Here is a 23,471-nt window from a genome sequence, read left to right on the forward strand (position 1 = left end):
CAAAATTCCTCCTTAGTTGTTCTTTTGCACAAGTGAGTTATAAGTAGCAAGTGTATCTGGGAAAACTGGCTGATTCTTTTTCATTAAAAAGCTGACGGTGTTTTTTAAAGATTGAATCAAGGCAAGGTCCAAATCCTGCTCTGCTAACTCTCTTACTTCCTCCACACCAGGAAAATGGCGTCCTGGCTCTATATAGTCGGCGACATAAATAACTTTTTCAAGCAATGTCATGTTCGGTCTGCCGGATGTATGGAATTCAATGGCTGTTAAAATATCTTGGTCGTCAATTCCAACTTCTTTTTTGACCAAATAGGCACCAACTGGGGCATGCCAAAGCTCAGGTGAATATTTAAGCAATAGAGGATTCATCTGTTCTTGCTGGATGATGCACTTCATTTCTTCTTTCGGTCTAAATTTAGCATAATCGTGGAAAATAGCCGCGACCTCTGCTTTTTTCACATCTGCACCAAAACGTTCAGCTAATGAAATGGCCGTCTCCATTACCCCAAATGTATGTGTATATCTATGCTCTGTTAACTGCTGTTTGACACAGTTTAAAGCTTCTTCACGATTCATATAAATGATGCTCCTTTATATAACACTCAACCGCTTTCGGAATCAAATAATCAACAGGTTGCCCCTGCTTCATTCGCTGCCTAATCAATGTCGATGATACATCAAAAGCCGGAACATCTGCAAACAAAAGAGGATACGCCGTATTTCCTTCATAACCTGGTCTTTTCATCCCAATAAAGGTGATCATCTGAAGCAAATCATCGATTCTGTGCCATTTCGGCAAATACTCGACCATGTCCGCTCCAATCATAAAAAAGAACTCATCTTCAGGATGGCGCTTCTTTAACAGCTCAACCGTATCTACTGTATAAGATGGGCCCTCCCGCTCCATTTCAATAAGCTCAACTCGAAAATGAGGATTTGTCTGAATCGCTTTTTCCACCATTTTTACGCGGTGATGACTCTCTGCTCGTTTTCGGCCCGTTTTATGAGGGGGCTGGTGATTTGGGATAAACCAAATTTCATCAAGCCCTACTTGGAAACGCACCTCACTTGCCATCAGCAAATGCCCATTATGCGGGGGATCAAACGTACCGCCGAACAATCCTATTTTTTTCATATCATATCCACCTTTACGGCAGCTTAATTTGTTTATTTTCCTTTGATTCCTTATAAAGGACAATCACATTTCCGATCGTTTGAACGAGTTCAGCTTTTGCACCTTTTACAAGTGCTTTTGCAACCTCTGTTTTGTCCTCGTCGCAGTTTTGCAATACGCTGATTTTCAAAAGTTCTCTTGCTTCAAGCGCCTCGGAAATTTGCTTGACCATATTGTCATTTACCCCGCCTTTTCCAACTTGAAAAATAGGTGATAAATGATGTGCTTGCGCACGTAAAAAACGTTTTTGCTTACCTTTTAACATGGTGTTCCTCCTAATTTCTCTATGACAATTGACTTCATTTTTCGGGCGTCAGGTGTAATGCCCGTCCACAGTTCAAAGGCTCTTACCGCCTGACCAACAAACATGCCGACGCCATCGACTGTTTTCAAACCTAACCCGGCTGCTTCGCTTAGCAGCTTTGTTTCTATTGGATTATACACAATATCACAAACGACCGCTGTTTTTTTTGCGTTCGCTAAAGAAATTGGGGTTTCTTCAACATTCGGATACATACCAATTGAGGTCGTATGGATGATGACATCATATTCCCCAAGCCCCTCTTCTGCTGTATTTAATGCAATGGCACGAGATGTGATTTTCCCATCGGCACTTTCAATTAAAGCCTCAGCTTTTTCAATGGTGCGGTTGGCGATATCAAATTGTTTCGGTGCATACTCAGCAATTGTCGTGTAAATCGCTCTTGCTGCTCCACCAGCACCAAGCAGGAGAAATGACAGCTCTGATAACGGCTGATCCAACGCTTCAAGCAATGAATGAAGAAAACCCTCTCCATCTGTATTGTACCCAACGAGTTGACCATTTTCGAGGCGAACTGTATTGACGGCACGCAGACGTTCAGCTGTCACATCAATTTTGTCAAGGTACTGCATGATGTCTACCTTGTGCGGAACAGTGACGTTAAAGCCGCTGATTCCTAAGGCTTTCATACCGTTAATGGCATCTTTCAGGTCGTTTTCTTCTACTTGAAAGCCATGATAATGTCCATCAATTCCAGCATCCTTTAATGCTGCATTATGAATATCTGGAGACATTGAATGGCCAACAGGGTTACCGATTACTCCGTATAAAGGTTTCAAGGTCTCTCCCCCTCTGAACATTTAAATTAATGAACGTCTCATAAACACGTGCACACCTTTTGGCGCATACACTTTGATTTGTTTCCCAGCATCATTTGCCGTCACCCAGCCTAATCCTGAAAAGACAATGTCCATTTTTGGCTGATCGATGGTGAAAGTGTGCGGAACGAGCGGCGGGAAATCTTCCATTCCCTCTTTTGGTGGCGGTGAAAGCAGTTCACCTGCATGCTTTTCATATAAGTCATCTGCATTCTCCATCTTTGTCCTGTGAATGTTGAGTTCATTTGGCATGTAGCAAACAAAGGATGTTCTGCCGCCTTTTACATAATCAAATCGAGCCAGTCCGCCAAAGTAAAGCGTTTGAGCTTCATTTAACTGGAACGTTCTCGGTTTCAATTCTTTTTTCGGCGTTAAAATCTTTAAGTCATTTTTGCCGACATAGTGCGCCATTTGATGGCGGTTGATGATCCCCGGTGTATCGAATAAAGCAGACCCATCATCAAGCGGGATTTCAATCGCATCAAGTGTTGTCCCTGGGTATTGGGATGTGGTGATCACATTCTCTTCTCCAGACACCTCTTTGATAATGCGGTTAATAAATGTTGATTTCCCAACATTTGTACAGCCGACAACATAGACATTTCTGCCCTCACGGTAATGATCAATGGCCTCCATAACCTCAGGCACACCTTGTCCTCTGCTCGCACTGATTAAAAACACATCAATCGGATTGAGCCCATTTTCTTTTGCTTCCCGCTTCATCCATTGAACAAGACGGTCTTTTTTCACGGATTTCGGTAAAATATCTACCTTGTTGCCGACAAGTAAAATGGGATTACCACCAACAATACGGCTCAGTCCATTAATCCAGCTTCCGTTAAAGTCAAAAATATCAACGACCTTGACGATCAGAGAATCAGTCTCGCCAATGCTGTGTAAAATATTTAAAAAGTCGTCTTCTGTTAAAGATACATCCTGAATTTCATTGTAGTTCTTTAACCTAAAACAGCGCTGACAGATCACATCTTCTTTCAATAGAGATGCTGCCGGCGCATATCCTAATTGATCTTTATCTTCCGTCTGAATGGCTACACCGCAGCCAATACAAACAACCTTTTCCATTATTACTCTTCCTCCCACTGAATGTGGCCCTTACGCTTTAAGGCTCCTAAAATTCTGCGTTCAATCTGCCTGTTAAACTTCGTGAAAAATCCGTCCGATGCCGCAACAGGTACAACCAAAATGGTATGGAAGCCATGCCTGTTTCCGCCAAGCACATCTGTCATAAGCTGATCGCCAATGACAACCACATCTTCTTTCTTCAATTGCATATCAGCGACGGCCTTATTAAAGGCTCTTCCCATCGGTTTTCTCGCTTTATAAATAAACGGGATATGAACCGGCTCAGAAAAAAGCTTGACCCTTTTTTCATTATTGTTCGATACAATCGTCACCTGTATCCCGTGATCTTTCATCTCTTGAAACCATTCAATTAAACGCGGGGTCGCACTTGGACGATCCCATTCTACTAGTGTGTTATCTAAATCCGTAATAATTCCTTTTACATTTCGTTCTTTTAGTTTTTGCGGCGAAATGTGGAAAATACTTTTCACAAATTCATCCGGTAAGAAATACTTCTTTAGCACAATTTGCACCCTTTCTTCCATTGGTTTTTCAGCGATTGTGTCGAATCAAATCACAATTTGTCTGTCTATCGAATACAATGAAAAAGTTTTCGACATATGATGAGGACCTTCAACAGGTGTGGATAATTTTACACACATTATCCACCTATATTTCATCACGCTTTCATTCAATTATAAACACTCTACCCACAAGTTATCCACTTAACCATGTGGATAACAGAACGATTGTTCTTGTTTCCCATTCATGGTAGATTAAAGGTACTTCAAAGACATTCGATCAACCTATGATGATATGTCTTTTCCTCAAGTTTTATGCCAACTTTTTCAGGGGAGGTGTTTTTCCCATCATATGGGTTTCTAGTATGAAAAAGCTGTCAGATGATTTACTTATAGAATCGTATTATAAAGCAAATGAAATGAACTTAAATCGCGACTTCATTGAATTAATTGAGACAGAAATGAAAAGACGTTCGCTCGGGCATATGCTCTCTGTTTCCTCTTAATTCCATATATCCAGGAACCATGCCTCCCGAGCACTCTCCTTTTTTAAACTCAGGTGACTGATATTATATCACTTGCGCTATAGGCTTACTACTATTTTCCGTAAAAAACACCCCTTCTGATCAAAGAAGAGGTGTCTTATTTGCAAGGCTGTTCATTCCAAAACCATAACCCTCCACCTACGACCAAAATGACGACAAGGAACACAACAAGAAAAGCGTAACCGATTCCTGCTCCTTGAGCTGGATAAGGCGAACACGCAGGGTAAGGATAAGGACATCCCCACATATCAGTTACCTCCTTCTAGGAAGATATACTGTTAGAATATGCAAGATGGATCGTCTTGTTTAGGCAGATGCCTGCATTTAAAAATGTTTAATGACATCACGCTCTTTGATTTCGTTATAAATGATTCTTGCCCCTTTTGGTGTCATATGATTGCCAGAAGGGTCAATGAGGCCAGACTGAATCAAGGCGTTGTCACTATCTTCACCTGCTTCTCGGATGAACGCTTTCCAATTGTCGACAAGCGGCACTTGCTGTTTTTCAGCTACTTGTCTTGTGATGTCATTGTATGAGTTTTGCCAAGCTCTCGCCCCGCCTCTCTCAGCAAAATAAGATGACTTATATCTTGAATAATAATACAAGCCCTTTTTGCCTCCTTCCACCACAGGCACGCACGTCATGAGGATCGGGGTAATTCCCTCTTTCCTACTTTCAGAAATGAAGTAGGATAAGTTTTCTTTAAATCGTTTTTTGGTCACACGGGGATGTTTCCCGTCTAGAATCGCCGCATCATTTGTACCGAACATGATGAGGACGTAAGTTGGTTTTTGTTTTAAAATATCCTGCTCAAAGCGCAGCTTCGCATCTTCTGTTGTCTGCCCGCCAATTCCGGCATTCTGTACCTTGATTTGGCCGCGCTCGACGTTTTTCATGAGATTCACCCATTTTTCAGATGTTGGATAATCTCGAAAATCCCAGTTCGATCCTCTTGTGTTACTGTCACCAAATGCAATCACACTTTCCTGAACTGGTTTTGAGCACCCAGCAGCAACACATAACAGGATGAAAAGGAAAACAAATTTCTTCACAACATTCACCTCCAAAAGCCCTCTTCATATAGTAAACGACAAGACTTTTGGTTTCAATGAATGACTGTTTCTTATTGTAATTGAACCGGCAGATAATCTCTGTTATGGTGCACCAGTTCGCTCACTTTCACAAACTCATAGCCCCTTTTCTTTAGTTCAGGTACGACTTGCTTCAGCGCTTCTACTGTCTGCTTACGATTTCCTCCGCCATCATGTAAAAGGATGATATCACCGCCCTGAATATTCTCAATAATACGGCTGGCAATTTTGTGTGCACCTGGCCTAGACCAGTCCTTCGGATCTTGCGTAAAGGACCACATCACGACATCGTATCCTTGCTTTGAAAGAATGCGGAATGACTTCATCGTCAAGCGCCCGCCCGGGGGACGAAATAATAAGGGTCCGCCAGGCTGGAGAGAAGCGATATGAGCCGCTGATTCTTTTAATTCTTGCTTGATTTCTTTCGATGACAAAAGGTCAAAATACGTATGGTTCATCGTGTGATTGCCAAGCTCATTTCCTTCGCTCACAATCCGCTCTGCGAGCAGGGGATATGCATGAATACGGCTTCCGATGACAAAAAAGCTGGCATTCACTTCATGCTCTCTCAGTACATCTAGTATTTGATTTGTGTATACCGGATGAGGTCCATCATCAAAGGTTAACGCAATCTTTTTCCGTTCCTCTCTCATGTCCCAAAAGGCTCGTCCCGTTTTTTCTAGGTCGATTCTTTTTAATGTACGCGCCTCTATGTTACCAGGAACAAAAGCGCATATTACCAATATACATAACAAGATATGCAACCCTTTCATCAGACCGCCTCCACAGAACATCATTACACATTAAATTGCCCGCTTTCTGATGAATTCATTCAAGTTTCGTGAACGTCTACGCTTCTTTTTCACATAAAAAAAGCCGGCCCATCAGGCCCGCTTTTTGTCTCACGTTTGGTTTCTCTCTTCAACTGTCGAACGTTGCTTAGAATTCATACAGACACTCTCCTTCTTGGATTTGATTTTGAGCCCATAGCAATTTTTGATAATACTGGTTGGACTTCTGGTATTGTTGAGAGGTTTCTAAGGCTGTCGCAATTTCTAGTGAGATATCCTCTATATAAGAGTATAGGCTAAGTTTTTCCAAATAATCAATGGTTTTTTGCAGTTGTTCTTCATTGATTTCCTGAACATATAAAGCATCCAGATACTCAAACATATGACAGAACAGCTGGTCTTCATGCTCCTTTGCGGCCAATTTCCCATCCTCTAATATGCGCCTTGCTTCAGTCTGCTCATTTTGTCTAAAAAGCAGCTTGGCCAGTGTATAAAGTGTATGAGGGAGCGTGGGAAGCAGCTCTTTTTTGGCGAGGTCAGCCGATTCGGTTAAATATCGTTCTGCTTCTTCTCGATAACCTAACTCCCCGTAACATTTCCCTAAATTATAGAGTGCTGAGCTATAGATGCGCGGGTGATCAATTTCGGATGCGAGTTGTTTCGCCTTTTTCAAGTGAGGCAGTGCTCGATCTTTACGTTTTAAATCTTGATAATTTCCCGAGATGACAAAGAGGCACTGAATAATGCGAATGGAATATGCATCATGCTGATCGTATATTTCAAGCGCTTTTAAAATATGGTGCATGGAGACATGCGTTTGTTTCATTATATAGTAGGCTTCTGCTACTTTAAAATGAAACTCGGCCTGCTCAATATCATCAAATACCATAGACAGCTGTTTTTCTGCCATGCGATAATATTTGACGGCCTCCAAATATTCTTTTTGACTAAACTCATGCATGCCACGAAAAAATGCATGGTAATAATGCAGCATATCAGATAACTCATGATTGGAATTTTCGATTTTATCGACAAGGTTAGATACTGAGAAAGGTTGATATTTTGAAGGGTGTATATAGTCGAGCATAATTTGGTGCCGAAAACACATGAGCTGATAATAAATCAGTAAATGCTGGTCCTCTTCCATACGTTCAATTTCCGCTTCTACTTCCGCTTTCAAGATTTCCGCATCTGGAACACTGAACTGCCGTATCATTCGATACCATTCATTAATTTTCATACCGACATGTGAAGAAAGAACCTTCCCCATGTTCCGAAAAAACCCCTTCCTTTTCGGTCTAATATTACATATTTTAGCACGCTTCTAGACCGCCAAGCACCGCAAAGAAACCGCAAACATATGAGAGGTGCAGCAAAAACATACGCACACAAGCACGTTTCTTTCAAATAAGATGATTTTTTCATCGTACAGACACAGACAATCCTTCCTTCACATACATTTGAGGATATAGGCAACGGCCTAAACATGGTGGAGGTGAAAATCGTGGCAGGAGTATTTACAGCGATGGGATTGATGGTCAAAGAATTGGTGTTTTTAGTGTCCTATGTCAAAAACAATGCCTTTCCACAACCCCTTTCGGGAGATGATGAGAAAAAATACTTAGCCCTTATGGCAGAGGGCGATGAACACGCAAGAAACATGCTGATTGAACATAACCTTCGGCTCGTCGCCCATATTGTCAAGAAATTTGAAAATACCGGGGAAGACGCTGAAGACCTCATCTCCATCGGGACGATCGGACTCATTAAAGCCATCGAAAGCTATTCCTCTGGAAAAGGAACAAAGCTGGCGACATATGCGGCGCGGTGTATCGAGAACGAAATCCTGATGCATTTACGCGCACTCAAAAAAACAAAAAAAGACGTCTCTCTGCATGACCCCATCGGTCAGGATAAAGAAGGCAACGAAATTTCATTAATTGACGTCTTAAAATCAGAAAATGAGGACGTGATTGATACCATTCAGCTCAACATGGAGCTTGAAAAAGTAAAAGAATATATCGACATTCTCGACGGCCGGGAAAAAGAAGTGATCGTCGGCCGGTTCGGTTTGGACTTAAAGAAAGAAAAAACACAGCGGGAAATAGCCAAAGAGCTCGGGATATCGCGGAGCTATGTATCCCGGATTGAGAAGCGAGCGCTGATGAAGATGTTTCATGAGTTTTACCGGGCAGAGAAGGAGAAGCGGAAACGGGAGAAGGGGAAGTGATTTGAATTTTGTAAAAGAACCCTTCATGTTAGTGGATAAAAAACAGACCATATGAGGTCTGTTTTTTATTTTCTTTCCATCTGAATTTGGTTATAAGAATAGTTTCTAATCAATTGCCAATTAAATATCTAATTTATTTTCTCGTTTATACGCTTGATAAGCTTGATAACAAACTGTATCTAAAACTCTATATCAGCTAAATTTTAGAGATTATAAGCCTGATTATGATACATTGAAAAAATGGCTAATTATTTTAATACAATTATTTATTAATAACATGGATGTAATTCAACTAAAACAACTAATAATTAAAAATCGATTAATAGAATTTTTGTCTTTTTTTGTCGAAATTAACAAAATTCACTTAAAATCCATTAAAATAATTTATTGGATATACTCGCATAGTTTCATACACAAAAATTTAAATCTCCTATAAGAAGTCTACTCTTCAAGGGGTGAATTAAATGATAAAGGAGAAACTCATGTTAAGATTACCAGATAAATTAATGAATTCAGACTTATTTTTGGTTGTAGTTTCCATCTTAAAAATAACTTCATTTGCCTCTTTACTCTTAACTAGTGGCAGCTTGTTTATTTATTCAGTCGGCTATGCATTTTTATATGGCTATTATTTTAGTGGTGAATTAGAACACACCAACACATGGTTAGAAATCGTTACGGTTATAGTCCCCTTTCCTTTTTATTCAGTTCTAATAGTAAGCTCTATAGGGATACTCTCTTTATTCTATATTTTCCATATAATTAAGTTGCTGAAATCAAAACAAATAAAAGATTTGTTTATCTTTATTATCCTTTGGTTATTTCTCAATATTTTGCTAACTATAATTTTTACAGGTGCAATTACTCCAACAAATTTATTGTATCTTTCATTATTTTGGATTTTCCCAGCATTTTTAACTATAATGATAGCTATTCTTATAAAAATAGCTATGAGAGAGATGTTCCTGTCTATTGTTTCAGCTTTATTATATGGGTTTATAATCAATTATTTAATTAAATATTTTTTCAAAGAAGAATTCTTCATTTTCACAGTTTTCTTTCTCCTCTTTCTCTTTAGTACAAAATTTTTTTCTAACAAAAAATTTTTTATTCGTTTCATAAAAATTTTACCCATTATTGTACTTACAAATAGTATATTCATATATAATCAAGATTCCTTAAACATCAGTGTTCCTAATAAAGTTAATCTCTTAATTTTAATTCTAACAACAATTATATTTAGTTACTCTTACGCTAAAATATATCCTCGGTTTTGGCTCGAAAGTGAAATTGTAAATCCAACTCAAAATTATGCTCAAACAAACAAATTAGAAATTAATAATTTTATTATGTATTTGAAGAAAAAAACATCTATTATGGTACCTTTACTAACTATCTTAACATTATTATTCGTTGTAATTATTCCTTTAATTTCTAAAGAAATAGGTAAGCTCATGCGAACTGTAACACCAGATACTTCGTTAAAATATGAACTAATACATTCTTCATATTCGGAAAAACCGATAGAAGGAATATTGGTTATTGATAAGAACGAAATTCTATACATCTCAACAAGAGAAGCTCAATTAATACGGATTAAGGATGAAAAATATAGAACTGAACCAGTACAATAGACATTGTTTCATTTTTATAGCCCCCTCTTTTGACATTAATAATGAAATCCTCATACATTTATGTGCATTCAAAAACACAAAAAGGACGTATCCTTACATGCTCCCAGCGGTAAGGATATGTAAAGTAACAAAATTTCATTATTTGACGTCTTAAAATCAGAAATAGACTCTTTTGTCCAAAACACAAAGATGTGCAATTTCACTTTCAAGGTATGTATAAATACTTACAAATGAGAAATTACACATAATTGTTAGAAATCCCCTACTGCTTTGCCTTACTTCATCTATATGGTGATCTCTATATTTTTCTTTCAATCCTGCAGCCACACATTTTACTCTATCCTTCATAAGAAGCTAATTCTTTCTGAAATAAATTTACTAAGTGTTTTATCTAGTCAACAAACGAATCAATTTCATTTGGAGTTAAAGATAAACGAACAGTACTCACAAATTTATGTTTCATCATTTCTTTTCCTCCTTATTAATTTTAAAGAAAAACATTCTATCATAGATGATATAATATATTTAATTTTTATATTACAAAAACGAATTACTGTATACAAAAGACTATTATTAGACGAAAGTGAGGAACTTAAATGATCCATTGGATTAATCATAATAAAGAATGGATTTTTAGTGGGATTGGAGTTGTTATTTTAAGTGGCATAGGCAAATTGATTTTTGATAGAAGAGCAGATTCCACAGATAAAGGTAGTACATATATACAAAATTCAGGCGATAATTCAACCAATATACAGGGTAATAATGTAAACTGTCATACTAGCCAAAAAAAGGAGAAAAAAAATGCTAAACAACAATAATAAATATAAGCAGAACGGGGGACAAAATTCAGTAAATCTACAAGGAGAAAACGTTCACTATCATGGTATTACCTATAGCGATGCCAAGGAAATAGCCCAAGATGTCTTTGTAAAGAATTTTCATGAGTTGTCTGCTGAAGCTGGTGAAGTAGCGAAGCAGAGAGCAAATGAAGTTCTAGATGATCTTATGGTTAAATTAGAAAAAATTGAAGATAAAGTTTTTGAATCTTTTAGAGACCCGGATGTCCAATACCAAATCTATAACGTCCAAAAAGAATACGCCCGAAACGGTGATAAAGATCTTGCGGAAATGTTGACAGACTTATTAGTTGCACGTGTAAAGGAATCTGATAGAAATTTGAAACAAATACTTTTGAATGAATCCATCTCAGTATTACCAAAATTGAATAGTACCCAAGTCAATATCCTCACTTGGGTATTCCTTTGTCGAAGAGTGCATTACAATCAAGCAGACAATTTATTGAAATTACAGAAATTCCTTAAACAATTCTACGAACCTCTACCTCTAGAGATAGAAGAATTGCAAATAAATTCAAACTATCTGCATCTTCAATATGCCGGTTGTGGAACTGTATCTTTAGGAGAAATATCTTTTGAAGAAGTATTTCACCTATCTTATCCAAACTTATTTCAAACAAAAGAAGAAGTTATAGAAACTGTAGGAAAGTTATCTCATAAAGTGGCTGATTTAGCTAACCACTGGAATACTACCTCAATGAAGAATTTTGAATTGACCAGTGTGGGAATTACTATAGCACATTCAAACATTTGTAGACTAACAAACATAAATCCTGATTTAGATAATTGGCTTAATTAAATTATTTACAATGAGTAATTCCTATCCAATAAAAAAAGCATGTTATATTTAGAGAAAAAAAGACTTGTATCGATGAATAAGCGTATTAAAGTCCCATTACTTATTCTTTCGATAGAAACACAATTAGTAGCCAAAGAACAAAATGTTGATCTTGAATCGTTCTATTTCCAAAAAGAAATGAAAATTGATAGCGTTCTCCAATACAATGCTCTTCAAGTTTGACGGAGGTAAATTTAGAACAAAACGAATCAGTTCTTCAACAAAATATTCGAACAAACCATTCAAAGAAGAATCGGACAGTTATTACGAGAAGTTGATTGCTTATCGAGAAAAAAGCACTAATCTATAACAAATTATACTTTTCCTTTTTTAGCAATCATCTCTTAAAATACTCCTCTGCTTAAGCTAAAGTTTTATTATGTACATTTCTAATGAGGCACTTACAAATGAACAAGAAAGACATTGTATGTGCTTCAATTTTGGAAATAAGTCGAAAGGTACCTGTTCAACCGAAATCAACGAAAATTTATACACCAACAAGACAACGGCACAGTACTTATAAAGTTTGTCGGGGATATCTCAGAAAAAACACGCCTTTATAATCAAAACCATGTTCATCATACCCTACATGGAAATGCATAGTATCATCTTAACTATGTAACCTTTCATCTGTACACCCTTTAAGGAAAATCAATTCCCCTTAACTCGACCCATTCAACATGATCAGGAACCGTTTTTGTTGACAAAAAAAGATGAACAATTTGATAAGCTTGCTCCCTATTGATGAAGCTGCACGATGGCACATGCAATGGAGTTCCTGCAACCACATGCTTGATCGTTTCTATCTTCTCTACTTTTTTAAAAGGAACCAAAAAATCTGGATATCTCATGAGAAAAAAGCCATAAGGTTCATGATAAAAGAAAACAAGACTTTCCGTTTCCCAATCTTCATCCACTTCAATAGAAGATTCTCCATTCCCTTGTTTCCAATAGTCTTCACCCTTATGGAAGAAGATTTCTTTCATCCATTCTTCTCCTGGATTTTCCACTGGAGCACCGGTTGGTCCATAATACAAAAACATTCCATTTTCTCCTTATTCATTTATTGATCCCTTGTTCTCTTTCCTTCAAATGTGTAAAATGCACGCGTCTGTTTATTTAATTTTAGCATGCTGAATAACTGTGGATTTAATTTTTCAGCATCTTGGGTGCTTACCCATTTTACTTCTTCAATATCATGATCAGGATCTAAAATGTTCATCTCTCCCCCAATGATTTCCGCAAAAAACGTAAAAATAAGTGCGTGATGCATGTTATCTTGAAAAAGTATTTCTCTAACAGAATGAAGTTCATTTACTTTGATCACATATCCTGTTTCTTCTCTCACCTCACGGATCACAGCTTGCTGCAGATGTTCTCCTTTTTCCACTGCACCACCGGGAAACTCCCAATAATCTTTCACATTTTTCACCATGAGAATATGTTCATCCATGTCATAAATCAAAGCTGACACCACGTCTACTCTCTTCAACTGAATCCTCCTCACCCATTGTCGAAAATATGTCCAAATCAGATTTACGAGGAACATCGTCTCTCTTTTGAGACAATTCAAGGAGTCAAACGAGAAAATCATTGAAAAACAGACAAGTAAAAAACCTCCTTCATTTAGCGGGAGGTTTGTTTATTTGATTCTCTTTCAATTGTTTCTCATCGTATAACAAATATCTGATCCGCTGTAGATAATGGAGCGCAATATGACCGAGACAGAACATAAGCCCGATCATTGAAAGTATATAGATGGGCAGCATCAAACTAGGTACATTGTTTATGACAAAAGCCAAACCAACCACTGTCAGCATAACGAGACTTATAAATCTTATCAATACCACTTGAAGTCCCCCTTCATATTCACCATAACAGATTTTCCCTTTATTTTCATGACCTGCCTAAAAAAAGATGCGAATCCGCTAAGATTCACACCAAAAGGGGTATTACCTATTCGACTCACTTCTCTTCTCACGCGCTTCCTTCCACTGCTCAAGCTCAGACACCGTCAATAATTGATATCCCTGTTTGGTGAGTTCTTTGATAATCGTGACGGCTGCGTTGGCTGAGGTGTCATAGATGTCGTGCATTAAGATCGTTTCACCGCTAGATGCATGAGTTAGAATGTAGTTCGCGACGTATTGGCTGTTTCGATATTTCCAGTCTTCAGGATCCACATCCCAAAGGGTCACTTTCATGTGAAGAGCTTCGTTGATTTGCCCGTTTGTCCCGCCATATGGTGGCCTAAAATGAGTCGGTGTGAACCCGCTCGCTTTTTCAATGATTTGCTGCGTGTCTTCTACTTGTTTGACCGCTTGTTTTAAAGGAAGTCTTGTGAGCAAAGGGTGGTTATAGGAATGGTTTCCAATTTCATTTCCACCCTTTCTAATTTCACCTAGCATATCGGGATAATACTGAACCCTGCTGCCTAATACAAAAAATGTGGCATGTCCTTTGTTCTCTTTTAATGCTGTTAAAATTTTTGAGGTCGTTGATGGATTGGGCCCATCATCAAATGTGAGTGCAATGGCTTTTTGATTCGGATGAAATGTGGATGTTTTCGGCAGTTTCACAATCTTTCTTGTTGGAATCGGTTCTTTTTTCTCGTTTTTGTTCATTTCTTTCTTCATATATTCAGGTTTTAATATTCCTTTCAGCAGTGTTTTCTTAATCGCTAACACTTGAGGGCCTTGATGATTTGGAGCGATTTGTCCTCTTGGAAAGTAGAATTCGATATAGCGATCCTTGATGGCAAAATACTGATAGTTCTTCGCCGCAGGAGACGTTCCCTGTTTGAGCAGCGGCTGATTTTCAGCTAGCGTTCGATCTTTTTTTAATTCCTCAAAAGTCATATGAGATAATTTTTGAAGATTGTCCTTCTTTGATAGAAAAATATCGTTGATTGATAAAAATGTCTGTTTCTTGAAATCAAAGTTCATCACCTTCGTTTGATTGACGCCTTGCTTTCCGCCCTTCACTTCATATGTATTGAATTTGATTGCGACTGTTTGCTTGGCATAATGAATGATCTCATAATCGATGTTTAGTTCGTATCGTTTCTCTTCATTGACATCACTCGCTTGACTAAACGATGTTTTAAACCTTTCTAACGCGGTCTCTGCAAATCTTTTGATCTCCTGATCTAGTTTTTCTTGATGAAACAGCGGATAGTTGACAGCATATCTCATGAATTTCCCGTCATTCACAAGTGTGACAATTTCAACTTGTTTGTAGCTCGCATCTTGTTCTACTTTTTTTCTCTCTGTCCCGCTTGCCTGCTGGTTATGATAAAACGCAGCGATTCCGATGACGATTGCAAGTCCACATAGGACGAGGCTGATCTTCCCTTTGATTGACACAATGATTCTCCTCTCGTGATGCCGTCATGTCTGGATGGCGTGTGTTTGTAGGATAGACTTTTCTCAGCCCCTTTTTAGTTTGCAAAAAACACATTTGTCACATTTTCAACATATTTCACAAGAGACATATAAAAAGGGCTTGATCGCTCAGCCCTTATTTTTGCATATACAGTTGGAATAACTTTGTTTCTTCATCAATAGAGCGTGCCTGGTCAAAAGCTGCTCTGACTGTTTTTGAGTTGTTCACCAGCTCATACAGCATGGTGAGAACAAAAATAAATGACGCATTTCCATCGATGTAGTCATCGGGCGCTGTATAGGATATCGCTCCTGTTTCTAAAAAAGCTTCTGCCACCTTTTTTTCACCTAGTGTACAGCCTGTACATATAATGTGGACTCCATTTAACGAAGCATACCGCTTTATGTCATCCGCATCAAAAGTAGCACCTCTCGGCTCACCCTCTTCGTATACATCTTCTCCTAACTCCGGCATGAGAAACGCTCCTTCTTCTCCGTGAAAGGATAAAAGAATGAAATCCGTCTCGCCTCTATTCCTCCCGGATAATACATCAATCAGGTCATTCGGTCTGCCTATCCAATGCATATCGACTTTTGCGCCAAAGTTTTCAAGTGATGCACGAAGCGCAAACGATTCCAGCTCACTATTTGGTCCGGCTGCCAATGTGATGCGCATGACTGGCTGGCTCATTTATATCCCCTCCAAACGATGATAAACATAGCACCATTTTTTCCTCATCTACATAAGCACCATTTATTTTTAGTGCTTTTTCCTCTACCACATACGACTTAAATCCAACAGACTTGTAAAGATGTTTGGCTGAGTCGTTTGTTGTGACCACTGTTAAATACAGTTGTTCGATATCTTTTCTTTCGCGCGCAAAAGAAAGAACTTTTGTCAGGAGCGCTTTCCCAATTCCTTTTCCACGGCCATTAGCCTTTACATACATCGCTGCCACATTGGCACGGTGCTTTAATTTCTGCAAGGTTTCTTGTATGAGTGTAACCGAGCCGACCAGCTGACCTTGATGAAAGGCGCCGAATGTCCACATAGATTGTGTAGAGGCAAAACGAGCCTTATATTTATTCTTCGTATCTAGCTTCTCTTCCTCGTAACTCATAGCAAAACTCTCTGGATTTAATCGGAGTGCTTCTAATCTCAAGTTCGCATATTCTTGAGCATCTTCTGGTGTTAACAATCGAATATTCAGAAAATCGCCTCCATCAGAATGAATTGATACTTCCAATTTTATCTTGAAAGGCGCTTTTGATCAAAGAATATTGGTTCATTTACATATAGCACATTTCTTATAGACTTTTAGGCTCTCTTTCGTTTTTGTGAAAACAAGGTCATTTTGATCATGTTCACTCGATATTTCCTATCCAAAACGATTCTTTTCTCACTTATCTTTTCACTTTTTTTATATTAACCTATAACTAATTCATAAAAAAAAGAAAAAAAAGGATTGATATGAACAAAAACATATCATAAGATAGAATAGTAATAAAAAGACAAAAAAGGGAGGAATTTGATATGACAGAAACAAGAAATGAAATCAAACTACATGTTCTTTTTGGTGCTTTAGCAGTAGGATTCCTTATGCTAGCTCTTTTTTCCTTCTCGCTACAAGTACTGCCAGTTGCTGATCTAGCAAAAGAATTTGGTATTCCAGGCAGTGTTGCCGCTGTAGTTCTTAATGTGGTTGAAGCGGGTGGAGCTGTCACTACAATTGTCTCCATTTTAACTGCTGTAGGTTCAGGCGGTCTTTCTCTTATTGCTGCGGCTGGTAAAGAGACAATTCGTCAATACCTTAAAAACGAAATTAAGAAAAAAGGCCGTAAAGCCGTTATCGCTTGGTAATTTATTTAACGACTCAATAGAAGGAGACTCTGTTCTCCTTCTATTTAAATTTTAGTGCAGGTGAGAAGATGTTATATCCATTATTATCACTACTTCTATCCATTAGACTGGAGCAACAGTATTCTAATATCGCTCAGTTCGTTATACGAAAAATTCCATTTCTCAAGTCGTTTTCTTCAAAACAGTACATATTTTTTTCTTGTATTCTTGATATCATATTCGGATGCATGATTGTATTCGTTATATCTTCATTTCTTTACTCCCCCGTCTATCAAATAGAATGGGAAAGTGCTTTTGTGATGTTTTTATTTCTATTTTCTATCGTCAAAGGAATTGAATCTTATAGAAGAACTCATCTTCTTCCTTTTAAAGAATTGATACAGCTAGCACCTGTTTCCTCTAGACAACTTTTTCAAACGCTTCTGTTTTCAGAATTGATTTGGCTTGTGTTTACGAGTTTGAGCACTTATTTGATCTATTTTTTGTTCCAATATGATATTGTTCAAACACACGATCTGGCATTCTGGTTAAAACATGTCAATGTGATGCTGACAAGTATCTTCCTATTTATCATCAGCAATAAGATATTCGGTGCTTATATCTATAACATCGTCGTGAAAAAAATCGGGGCTATTCGTGTCCTCTTTTTTGCAAGCATCGCTTTGCTTTTTTTCTTTTTCGGAAGGGTTCTCATATTAAACATCATTTTCCCTTTTTATCACACCTTCCGGCAACTATTTCAATCGATCTCATCGCTTGCAGAGGATTCGTTTTGGATCACTCTTTCAAACAAGCTGATCTCTTTATATCAACATGATCTTCAGCAAATGCATCATGCTTTATTTTCAGATGGCTCTGTTTTTCTACAATTTCAAGCTCTGTTCCATTCACCTATTACATTGATTGTTGTGCTATTAGGTAGTGCGCTTGTCATGAGAAGTCCTGTTCGATGGATTCCAACGGAAAAAGATCAAGACCAAAGCTCAAAGCATTTTCGGGATTTATTTTATTGGTACTTTCAAGTACTGCATAAAATTCAGGGTTCGCTGTTTAGACAAAATGTGTTGATCCAAAAAGACATCAAGCTGCTGAAAGAAAAAAGGTGGCTCTTATCTAAAGAATTTTTTAATTATATGTTCATGTCATATGAAGCCTTCTTTTATATTGGTGTTTTTACCGGATTGATCTCGATCATCGATCATCAAGCCTTGCAAATTCAGCTGCTATTCACACTCAATATTATGATACTAGCGAATCAATCTTATGAGATGAGAATGCTGACACCTTCTATTTTTGCTTTAAGTGCTGAAAAAAAGAACATTTGGCTTTACGAGCTTTCTCAAATATCTCTTTTGCAATTTTTCTTATCAAAAATCCAGTTATTTTATTGTTTATTTTCCATACCAGCGCTCTTTTTACTATTCATTAATCTATCTATTATGACTGTGTATCAACTGTTTCATGTTCAGATGCTCATTCAACTGGTGGTATTAGGGGTTGGCTTTTTCATTTTTCCTTTGATTCAGCTTTACTTGTTTCCATTCACAACGAAACTCAATTTTATTCATGAGCATGAAATAGGGACAACAAATGAGGAACTAGAGATCATCGATAAAGGTCAGGCATTTGCAAGAAACTTTCTTGTTCTGCCTTTTATGTACTATTTGATTTTGACCTCTTTTCTCCCTATATTGCAGCAATCCTCAGGGCTCGTAAACGTGCTGTTCGCTATATATTTTGTGATCGTTTCAGTGATTTGCTGGATATTATGCCGCAAGACCATTTATAAAGGAATTGAGTATGTTGAAAAAAATAAGATATTTTCTATCGGAGAATAGATTGATTCTACGCCTCGGCTATCTTTATGCCAGTGTATTTATTGTAGCTTTGCTCATTGGAAGTCTCCTTCCTTATGATCAGATTCCTTATTTAAAAAAGGATGAAGACATGTTTTTTCTCTCTATTTTTTCAAACAATTTACAGGTTGGGCTTGCCATTCTAGGTATCGGGGCTTTTACTGGCGGCATTATGTCTGCTGGCATTCTTTTTTATAATGGCTATATCATTGGAAAACTCATTCAGTTTTTGATAGCTCAGCATGAAGTGCAGCAGTTATTCACTGGCCTCATGCCACATGCTTTTGTTGAGGTTCTTGGTTTGATCCTATTTTCAATCGTCAGTGCTTTTCCATTTATTTATCTTTACCGGTTTATGAAAGGTAAGGCCATTGATGTAAGAAAGCTGACTCGGACTGTGATTCAGTTAATCTTTGCCGCTGTAGTGCTCTTGTTGATTGCCTCTCTTTTAGAGGAATATGTCAGCCATGTACATCTATCTTAGAAGAAAGGAGAATGTGGTTCTATGGAGCTACTTCTACGCCCTAAGCAATTTTTCAACCAACATCAATCGACCAAAACTGTTATAGGCTTAGTCTTACTATCTTTATTTGTTTCAACTGTTTTTTTAACATTTTTCATTATTGATTTGTTAGTAGAGGAACCATTATCTGCGGGAAAACAATTAGCCAGCATTGTGTTTATCTTTTTACTGACAATCCCACTTTATTTCATATTGAATTTTCTCGGTACTGTCGTGACTTCAATTTATATGTACTTTTTTCATAAAACGTTTATTTTGCGCAAAATGTATTTTGTCATCTTGCTTTATAATGCGTTTCTTCTATTAGTGAATAGCGCAGCAATCTATTGTGTGATGGTACTCGATTTAGATCATTATTTTATCTTCATCCAAGCGGTTTCGTTTTTGATCAACTTGTACCTTTTACGCATCCTATATGATGGGATCATTTATTATGCTAAAGGGTCAAAAAAAGCCGCCCTTGCGACCGTCATCTTGTATATGCTGGTGACCACTGTTTTTGTTATTGGAGGATTTATCAATGGCTAGTTTGCAAGTGTCTCAGCTATCTTTTCGTTATGAAACAACTGAAGAAAGCTCTCCCCTCCTTGATCAAGTATCCTTTCATCTGAAAGAAGGTGATCGTGCTTGTATTATCGGAAAAAACGGCAGCGGTAAATCGACACTTTTAAAGATCATCGCAGGTCTGCTTCCTTCAGTATCCGAAACGGTTTTACTCAATGAACAGCATCATCCTGGGTCAGCTCTTTATAAAGGGTTGGTCGCGTACATCCCAGATAAGCCTTTGGTTTATGATGCGCTGACTGGTATCGAGCATATGACTCTTATACAGTCGCTATGGAAAATGAATCAGTCAGAAAAAGAGGTATACAAAAAGACCTTTCTCTCGCTTTGTGATGCATTTGATTTAACTCATGCACTTAAGATGCCTGTCAAACAATATTCACTAGGTATGAGATATAAGCTTTTCTTTAATTGTATGGCGGCCAGATCACCAGAGCTAATCATTCTTGATGAACCTTTTACATCTCTTGATGAGGCATCTCAAATGCAGTCTATTTCTTTATTAAAAGAAGAATTCTCTGATCAATGTGTTTTATTTACAAGCCATCAGCGCTACCTTTATTCAGAATTAGGAAATCGTTTTTTCGAGCTTGATCACGGACAACTAAATGAGCGTTAAACATACAAAAGGCATCCCATCACAGGATGCCTCACTTCTTTTTTTACTATTAAACTACCACTTACAGCGTTTGACCGGGCGGCAGCAAGGATTCTTGATATCACTGCCACAGTCATATTCTTCCACAATATACTCATTTCGAGTAGATTGCGTCACAGGGTAGTAGTTTTCAATTCTTTTGATGTTTTTATTGACGTTTGTGATATGAGTTGGATGAATTTTTCTAATCGTTTGTTCATTTGTTGTCGTGTTGACAATTTGACGTGTAGGGGATACAACCGTTTCAACTTCTCCATGATTCCCTCTGCGAGGCCCAAAGAAAAAATTGTCTAATCGATTCCGGCTCATTCTCAACACCCCTTCAAGTTGTCTTTCACTTACACTCTATCGTATGTCAGAGGCACGATTAGTGATTAGATGCTTGTCTATTTTTGAAAAAATCCGCTTGTGATCTAGTAGTCTCTTTCTTTACATTAGGACAATTTTAACATATTATACAAATGATCTCTTGTGAAGGAAAGGACATTCATTGATGACGACAAGACATAAACTTTTTTCATTTTTCATCCTGCTCGTCGTAGTTATCACCCTTCCCTTGCTGTCGCCTATGGTTTTTACAAATGCGACTGAAAGAGGCGCGATACGGCATGCCATTTATCAAGAAGGCTACCCTTACCAAAGCTATTTTGCTATTTTGCAAAAAAAGGACGATGTAGACCCTCAATATGGTCAGCTGTATGATGTGTATTGGCAGGCTTGGAAAAGCGAGACAGGAATGACACCTTCCGTCTGTTATTCAAAAAAGATAGAAGACCATGAATATAAGGTCAGCTGCGGAACTGCACCATAACATTTTTCAATAACTTTAAAATTAGAGGTGAACGATTTGATCAACACAACACAAACCATCGAACGAAACAAACTGGACATTGCACTTGAACTGACACAATTGCATTTGAATCGATATGAAGCAAATCATCCTGATCAGCTGAGTGAAATTTATGCGAAATATTATGCGCTTCTTGAAGTACTGGACGTATCCTCATCTGATCAATTAATGGATTTACTGCCAGATGAACTGAAACAAATACTTGATTAAAAAAGCCATCTATCCTGTGTGGATAGATGGTTCAGATTGTTGACAAAGGGCTAAAATGAACTTGATTTTAGCCCTTTGTCTTCTTTTCAGCGTGATAGAAAACCTTTGAATTCTAGGAAGGACGAGTACCGGCGCGGAGCGAATTTGACATTCGTGAGCACTGGCACGCAGGACTGACACCGAATGCGAGGGTTTGTCTACACGCTGAAACCATCTATCCTGTGTGGATAGATGGTTTCCTTTAGACACGTGCAGCCATATCGGTTTCGATTTGTTCTAAGCTTCTTCCTTTTGTTTCAACTAATACAAAGCGCGTGAACAACAGGCCAATTAAGCAGATGACCCCAAATGAGGAGAAAATGACGCCAAAGCTGAATTGGTCAGCCAAGATAGGGAACACAAGGCCAACTGCTAATGATCCCGTCCAGTTAAAGGCAGATGAAATGCCTGCTCCAATACCCCTAACAGAAAGTGGGAAAATTTCACCAATGATAATCCATGTGATCGGTGCCCATGAGAAGGCATAGCACAAAATAAAGCAGCAAAGTGAAATCAATGTGACCCAGTTTAATATGCCTTCACTCACTCCGAGCGCACCTAATGCCGCTGGTGCAAAGAAAGACAGGGCCATCCCCGTTCCCCCAACTGTGAGAATCGTTCGGCGGTCGAACCGGTCGACGAATTGTAAAAAGATCACGGTCGTCACAACAAATATGACACCAACAATGACGGTAAAACCTGCGGCAACTTGCGGAGCAAGACCTACATTTCTTGCGATACTCGTTGCATAATACACAATGGAGTTCGCCCCCTGTATTTGCTGGAGTGTCGCCATTCCGACCCCAATAAAGAGAGCCATTCGGAATTTCTTTTGAAATAATTCACGAATGCCTGAGCGTTCTTCTTTTGCCACTTCTAAAATTTCTTGCATTTCTGCTTCAATCTCTTCACGTGATGAACGAAGTGATCCTAATACTTCACGTGCCTTATGAGCCATTCCGTGTTTAATTAAATATCTTGGAGATTCAGGAAGTTTCAGCATGCCAATATAAAGCACGATCGCAAATAAAGCAGCACTTCCCAGCATCCAGCGCCAGCTGTCTGGAATTGGTTCAAACACAAATGCGACGATATAGCTAAGCAATAATCCACTCACAATCATCAGCTGATTCAGGCCGGACAATTTCCCGCGAATTTTGGCCGGAGCGATTTCAGACATGTAAGCAGGCACGAGCGATGAGGCTGTCCCTACAGCTGTTCCTAAGAAAATCCGGGCAATGGTTAATGAGATTTCTTCTGGTGCAATGGCTGAGCCAAGCGCACCGACAAAAAAGATAATCGATGACACCAAAATGAGCTTTCTGCGGCCAAACTTATCCCCCATCAGACCGCTTAAAATGGAACCAATGATCGCCCCGCCCATTAATGAAGAAACGACGATGCCAAGCCATAACGGGCTGAGCTGAAATTCTTCCTGAATGTGCCCTTCTGCCCCTGCGATAATACCAATATCATATCCAAATAAGATACCTGCAAAGGACCCGAAAAAGAAGATAAATTTACTTGATACTTTTTTCTCCAAGTGGATGACCCCCCTCACTTAATAAACCGCTTTCATTTCTCCCTGCCATTCTACCGTTCACAGTAGAATGCATTTC

The 23,471-nt window shown here is 38.3% G+C and carries 29 protein-coding genes; 12 read left to right on the forward strand and 17 right to left on the reverse strand.

The annotated features are described in order from the left end of the window. Positions 1 to 12 precede the first annotated feature (12 nt). The 6 genes from yqeK to M2353_RS12210 are packed head-to-tail and all read right to left on the reverse strand — an operon-like array spanning position 13 to position 3,921. Positions 13 to 576, reverse strand: coding sequence for a bis(5'-nucleosyl)-tetraphosphatase (symmetrical) YqeK (gene yqeK / locus M2353_RS12185; protein WP_284725481.1), 564 nt, complete (start codon positions 574 to 576; stop codon positions 13 to 15). Then, positions 566 to 1,135: a nicotinate-nucleotide adenylyltransferase gene (locus tag M2353_RS12190; protein ID WP_135009261.1), complete on the reverse strand. Its 570-nt coding sequence runs from the start codon at positions 1,133 to 1,135 to the stop codon at positions 566 to 568. The genes yqeK and M2353_RS12190 overlap by 11 nt, the downstream gene beginning before the upstream one ends. Positions 1,136 to 1,148: 13 nt before the next feature. Then, positions 1,149 to 1,439: a ribosome assembly RNA-binding protein YhbY gene (yhbY, locus tag M2353_RS12195; RefSeq protein WP_163116348.1), complete on the reverse strand. Its 291-nt coding sequence runs from the start codon at positions 1,437 to 1,439 to the stop codon at positions 1,149 to 1,151. Further along, positions 1,433 to 2,275 carry a shikimate dehydrogenase gene (aroE, locus tag M2353_RS12200; protein WP_061419622.1) on the reverse strand — a complete coding sequence of 281 codons (843 nt, stop codon included), beginning with the start codon at positions 2,273 to 2,275 and terminating at the stop codon, positions 1,433 to 1,435. Before aroE ends, yhbY begins: the two co-directional genes overlap by 7 nt. A gap of 21 nt (positions 2,276 to 2,296) precedes the next feature. Beyond that, positions 2,297 to 3,397: a ribosome biogenesis GTPase YqeH gene (gene yqeH, locus M2353_RS12205; RefSeq protein ID WP_284725482.1), complete on the reverse strand. Its 1,101-nt coding sequence runs from the start codon at positions 3,395 to 3,397 to the stop codon at positions 2,297 to 2,299. Between the two features lie 2 nt (positions 3,398 to 3,399). Further along, a complete protein-coding gene (locus M2353_RS12210) occupies positions 3,400 to 3,921 on the reverse strand; it encodes a YqeG family HAD IIIA-type phosphatase (RefSeq protein WP_008356191.1) in 522 nt (173 codons plus the stop codon). A 362-nt stretch (positions 3,922 to 4,283) separates the two neighbouring features. Between M2353_RS12210 and M2353_RS12215 the strand changes: the two genes are divergently transcribed. Next, positions 4,284 to 4,424 carry a sporulation histidine kinase inhibitor Sda gene (locus M2353_RS12215; protein ID WP_003217327.1) on the forward strand — a complete coding sequence of 47 codons (141 nt, stop codon included), beginning with the start codon at positions 4,284 to 4,286 and terminating at the stop codon, positions 4,422 to 4,424. 136 nt (positions 4,425 to 4,560) lie between these two features. Here the strand turns inward: M2353_RS12215 and M2353_RS12220 are convergent, their stop codons facing one another. The 4 genes from M2353_RS12220 to M2353_RS12235 all read right to left on the reverse strand — a co-directional run bounded on the left by M2353_RS12220 (position 4,561) and on the right by M2353_RS12235 (position 7,616). Beyond that, on the reverse strand, positions 4,561 to 4,710 hold the full coding sequence (locus M2353_RS12220) for a hypothetical protein (RefSeq protein ID WP_003217499.1): 150 nt from the start codon (positions 4,708 to 4,710) through the stop codon (positions 4,561 to 4,563). Positions 4,711 to 4,787: 77 nt separating this feature from the next. After that, on the reverse strand, positions 4,788 to 5,516 hold the full coding sequence (locus tag M2353_RS12225) for an SGNH/GDSL hydrolase family protein (RefSeq protein WP_169476094.1): 729 nt from the start codon (positions 5,514 to 5,516) through the stop codon (positions 4,788 to 4,790). Between the two features lie 71 nt (positions 5,517 to 5,587). Beyond that, complete coding sequence (locus tag M2353_RS12230) at positions 5,588 to 6,328, reverse strand: polysaccharide deacetylase family protein (RefSeq protein WP_024718802.1); 741 nt, start codon at positions 6,326 to 6,328, stop codon at positions 5,588 to 5,590. Positions 6,329 to 6,494: 166 nt separating this feature from the next. Then, the gene (locus M2353_RS12235) at positions 6,495 to 7,616 is read right to left on the reverse strand and encodes a response regulator aspartate phosphatase (protein WP_284725483.1); all 1,122 of its coding nucleotides are present in this window, start codon (positions 7,614 to 7,616) and stop codon (positions 6,495 to 6,497) included. A 231-nt stretch (positions 7,617 to 7,847) separates the two neighbouring features. On the opposite strand from M2353_RS12235, the gene sigK reads away from it, so the two are divergent. The 4 genes from sigK to M2353_RS12255 all read left to right on the forward strand — a co-directional run bounded on the left by sigK (position 7,848) and on the right by M2353_RS12255 (position 11,869). Then, positions 7,848 to 8,576: an RNA polymerase sporulation sigma factor SigK gene (gene sigK / locus M2353_RS12240; RefSeq protein ID WP_058014952.1), complete on the forward strand. Its 729-nt coding sequence runs from the start codon at positions 7,848 to 7,850 to the stop codon at positions 8,574 to 8,576. Positions 8,577 to 9,058: 482 nt separating this feature from the next. After that, positions 9,059 to 10,210: a hypothetical protein gene (locus tag M2353_RS12245; RefSeq protein ID WP_284725484.1), complete on the forward strand. Its 1,152-nt coding sequence runs from the start codon at positions 9,059 to 9,061 to the stop codon at positions 10,208 to 10,210. 596 nt (positions 10,211 to 10,806) lie between these two features. After that, complete coding sequence (locus tag M2353_RS12250; RefSeq protein WP_284725485.1) at positions 10,807 to 11,031, forward strand: hypothetical protein; 225 nt, start codon at positions 10,807 to 10,809, stop codon at positions 11,029 to 11,031. Further along, entirely contained in the window at positions 11,015 to 11,869 is an 855-nt protein-coding gene (locus tag M2353_RS12255) for an LPO_1073/Vpar_1526 family protein (protein WP_284725486.1), read from the forward strand. The genes M2353_RS12250 and M2353_RS12255 overlap by 17 nt, the downstream gene beginning before the upstream one ends. Positions 11,870 to 12,549: 680 nt before the next feature. Here M2353_RS12255 and M2353_RS12260 read toward each other — a convergent pair. The 5 genes from M2353_RS12260 to M2353_RS12280 form a co-directional block, all read right to left on the reverse strand. Further along, a complete protein-coding gene (locus M2353_RS12260; protein ID WP_284725487.1) occupies positions 12,550 to 12,951 on the reverse strand; it encodes an Imm1 family immunity protein in 402 nt (133 codons plus the stop codon). A 20-nt stretch (positions 12,952 to 12,971) separates the two neighbouring features. After that, positions 12,972 to 13,400, reverse strand: a complete 429-nt coding sequence (locus M2353_RS12265) for an NUDIX hydrolase (RefSeq protein WP_284725488.1) — start codon at positions 13,398 to 13,400, stop codon at positions 12,972 to 12,974. Positions 13,401 to 13,860: 460 nt separating this feature from the next. Beyond that, entirely contained in the window at positions 13,861 to 15,273 is a 1,413-nt protein-coding gene (locus tag M2353_RS12270) for a polysaccharide deacetylase family protein (RefSeq protein WP_284725489.1), read from the reverse strand. A gap of 154 nt (positions 15,274 to 15,427) precedes the next feature. Beyond that, a complete protein-coding gene (locus M2353_RS12275; protein ID WP_178930353.1) occupies positions 15,428 to 15,982 on the reverse strand; it encodes a delta-aminolevulinic acid dehydratase in 555 nt (184 codons plus the stop codon). Next, on the reverse strand, positions 15,936 to 16,538 hold the full coding sequence (locus M2353_RS12280) for a GNAT family N-acetyltransferase (RefSeq protein WP_349773989.1): 603 nt from the start codon (positions 16,536 to 16,538) through the stop codon (positions 15,936 to 15,938). Before M2353_RS12280 ends, M2353_RS12275 begins: the two co-directional genes overlap by 47 nt. Positions 16,539 to 16,825: 287 nt before the next feature. Between M2353_RS12280 and M2353_RS12285 the strand changes: the two genes are divergently transcribed. The 5 genes from M2353_RS12285 (at position 16,826) to M2353_RS12305 (ending at position 20,714) form a co-directional block, all read left to right on the forward strand. Next, entirely contained in the window at positions 16,826 to 17,152 is a 327-nt protein-coding gene (locus tag M2353_RS12285) for an uberolysin/carnocyclin family circular bacteriocin (protein ID WP_017358050.1), read from the forward strand. A 299-nt stretch (positions 17,153 to 17,451) separates the two neighbouring features. Next, entirely contained in the window at positions 17,452 to 18,990 is a 1,539-nt protein-coding gene (locus M2353_RS12290; protein ID WP_284725490.1) for a hypothetical protein, read from the forward strand. A gap of 1 nt (position 18,991) precedes the next feature. Continuing rightward, complete coding sequence (locus tag M2353_RS12295) at positions 18,992 to 19,492, forward strand: stage II sporulation protein M (RefSeq protein WP_024718785.1); 501 nt, start codon at positions 18,992 to 18,994, stop codon at positions 19,490 to 19,492. A gap of 21 nt (positions 19,493 to 19,513) precedes the next feature. Further along, entirely contained in the window at positions 19,514 to 20,059 is a 546-nt protein-coding gene (locus M2353_RS12300; protein ID WP_045034088.1) for a hypothetical protein, read from the forward strand. After that, positions 20,052 to 20,714: an ABC transporter ATP-binding protein gene (locus M2353_RS12305; RefSeq protein WP_243824328.1), complete on the forward strand. Its 663-nt coding sequence runs from the start codon at positions 20,052 to 20,054 to the stop codon at positions 20,712 to 20,714. Before M2353_RS12300 ends, M2353_RS12305 begins: the two co-directional genes overlap by 8 nt. A 54-nt stretch (positions 20,715 to 20,768) precedes the next feature. Here M2353_RS12305 and M2353_RS12310 read toward each other — a convergent pair whose 3' ends face one another. Further along, positions 20,769 to 21,062, reverse strand: coding sequence for a CotD family spore coat protein (locus M2353_RS12310; RefSeq protein WP_008342559.1), 294 nt, complete (start codon positions 21,060 to 21,062; stop codon positions 20,769 to 20,771). Positions 21,063 to 21,246: 184 nt separating this feature from the next. Here M2353_RS12310 and M2353_RS12315 point away from each other — a divergent pair, with 184 nt between their 5' ends. Next, on the forward strand, positions 21,247 to 21,564 hold the full coding sequence (locus tag M2353_RS12315) for a hypothetical protein (protein WP_058336779.1): 318 nt from the start codon (positions 21,247 to 21,249) through the stop codon (positions 21,562 to 21,564). A gap of 27 nt (positions 21,565 to 21,591) precedes the next feature. Then, complete coding sequence (locus M2353_RS12320) at positions 21,592 to 21,813, forward strand: hypothetical protein (RefSeq protein WP_224558471.1); 222 nt, start codon at positions 21,592 to 21,594, stop codon at positions 21,811 to 21,813. A 241-nt stretch (positions 21,814 to 22,054) separates the two neighbouring features. On the opposite strand, the gene M2353_RS12325 is transcribed toward M2353_RS12320, so the two are convergent. Next, on the reverse strand, positions 22,055 to 23,395 hold the full coding sequence (locus tag M2353_RS12325) for a sugar porter family MFS transporter (protein WP_007501378.1): 1,341 nt from the start codon (positions 23,393 to 23,395) through the stop codon (positions 22,055 to 22,057). Between the last annotated feature and the right edge of the window lie 76 nt (positions 23,396 to 23,471).

Origin of the sequence: Bacillus aerius (assembly GCF_029894105.1) — a bacterium.
Taxonomy (GTDB): Bacteria; Bacillota; Bacilli; order Bacillales; family Bacillaceae; genus Bacillus; species Bacillus altitudinis.

Bases quoted from the DNA above. Each gene is read 5' to 3' on its own strand.
- M2353_RS12300 (WP_045034088.1), top strand. From the start codon at position 19,514: ATGGAGCTACTTCTACGCCCTAAGCAATTTTTCAACCAACATCAATCG.
- M2353_RS12260 (WP_284725487.1), bottom strand. From the start codon at position 12,951: ATGTTTTTGTATTATGGACCAACCGGTGCTCCAGTGGAAAATCCAGGA.
- M2353_RS12275 (WP_178930353.1), bottom strand. From the start codon at position 15,982: ATGAGCCAGCCAGTCATGCGCATCACATTGGCAGCCGGACCAAATAGT.
- M2353_RS12235 (WP_284725483.1), bottom strand. From the start codon at position 7,616: ATGGGGAAGGTTCTTTCTTCACATGTCGGTATGAAAATTAATGAATGG.
- M2353_RS12230 (WP_024718802.1), bottom strand. From the start codon at position 6,328: ATGAAAGGGTTGCATATCTTGTTATGTATATTGGTAATATGCGCTTTT.
- M2353_RS12220 (WP_003217499.1), bottom strand. From the start codon at position 4,710: ATGTGGGGATGTCCTTATCCTTACCCTGCGTGTTCGCCTTATCCAGCT.
- M2353_RS12255 (WP_284725486.1), top strand. From the start codon at position 11,015: ATGCTAAACAACAATAATAAATATAAGCAGAACGGGGGACAAAATTCA.
- yqeH (WP_284725482.1), bottom strand. From the start codon at position 3,397: ATGGAAAAGGTTGTTTGTATTGGCTGCGGTGTAGCCATTCAGACGGAA.
- M2353_RS12305 (WP_243824328.1), top strand. From the start codon at position 20,052: ATGGCTAGTTTGCAAGTGTCTCAGCTATCTTTTCGTTATGAAACAACT.
- M2353_RS12310 (WP_008342559.1), bottom strand. From the start codon at position 21,062: ATGAGCCGGAATCGATTAGACAATTTTTTCTTTGGGCCTCGCAGAGGG.
- M2353_RS12190 (WP_135009261.1), bottom strand. From the start codon at position 1,135: ATGAAAAAAATAGGATTGTTCGGCGGTACGTTTGATCCCCCGCATAAT.
- M2353_RS12215 (WP_003217327.1), top strand. From the start codon at position 4,284: ATGAAAAAGCTGTCAGATGATTTACTTATAGAATCGTATTATAAAGCA.
- M2353_RS12290 (WP_284725490.1), top strand. From the start codon at position 17,452: ATGTTTTTATTTCTATTTTCTATCGTCAAAGGAATTGAATCTTATAGA.
- M2353_RS12315 (WP_058336779.1), top strand. From the start codon at position 21,247: ATGACGACAAGACATAAACTTTTTTCATTTTTCATCCTGCTCGTCGTA.
- M2353_RS12285 (WP_017358050.1), top strand. From the start codon at position 16,826: ATGACAGAAACAAGAAATGAAATCAAACTACATGTTCTTTTTGGTGCT.
- M2353_RS12245 (WP_284725484.1), top strand. From the start codon at position 9,059: ATGTTAAGATTACCAGATAAATTAATGAATTCAGACTTATTTTTGGTT.
- yhbY (WP_163116348.1), bottom strand. From the start codon at position 1,439: ATGTTAAAAGGTAAGCAAAAACGTTTTTTACGTGCGCAAGCACATCAT.
- yqeK (WP_284725481.1), bottom strand. From the start codon at position 576: ATGAATCGTGAAGAAGCTTTAAACTGTGTCAAACAGCAGTTAACAGAG.
- M2353_RS12250 (WP_284725485.1), top strand. From the start codon at position 10,807: ATGATCCATTGGATTAATCATAATAAAGAATGGATTTTTAGTGGGATT.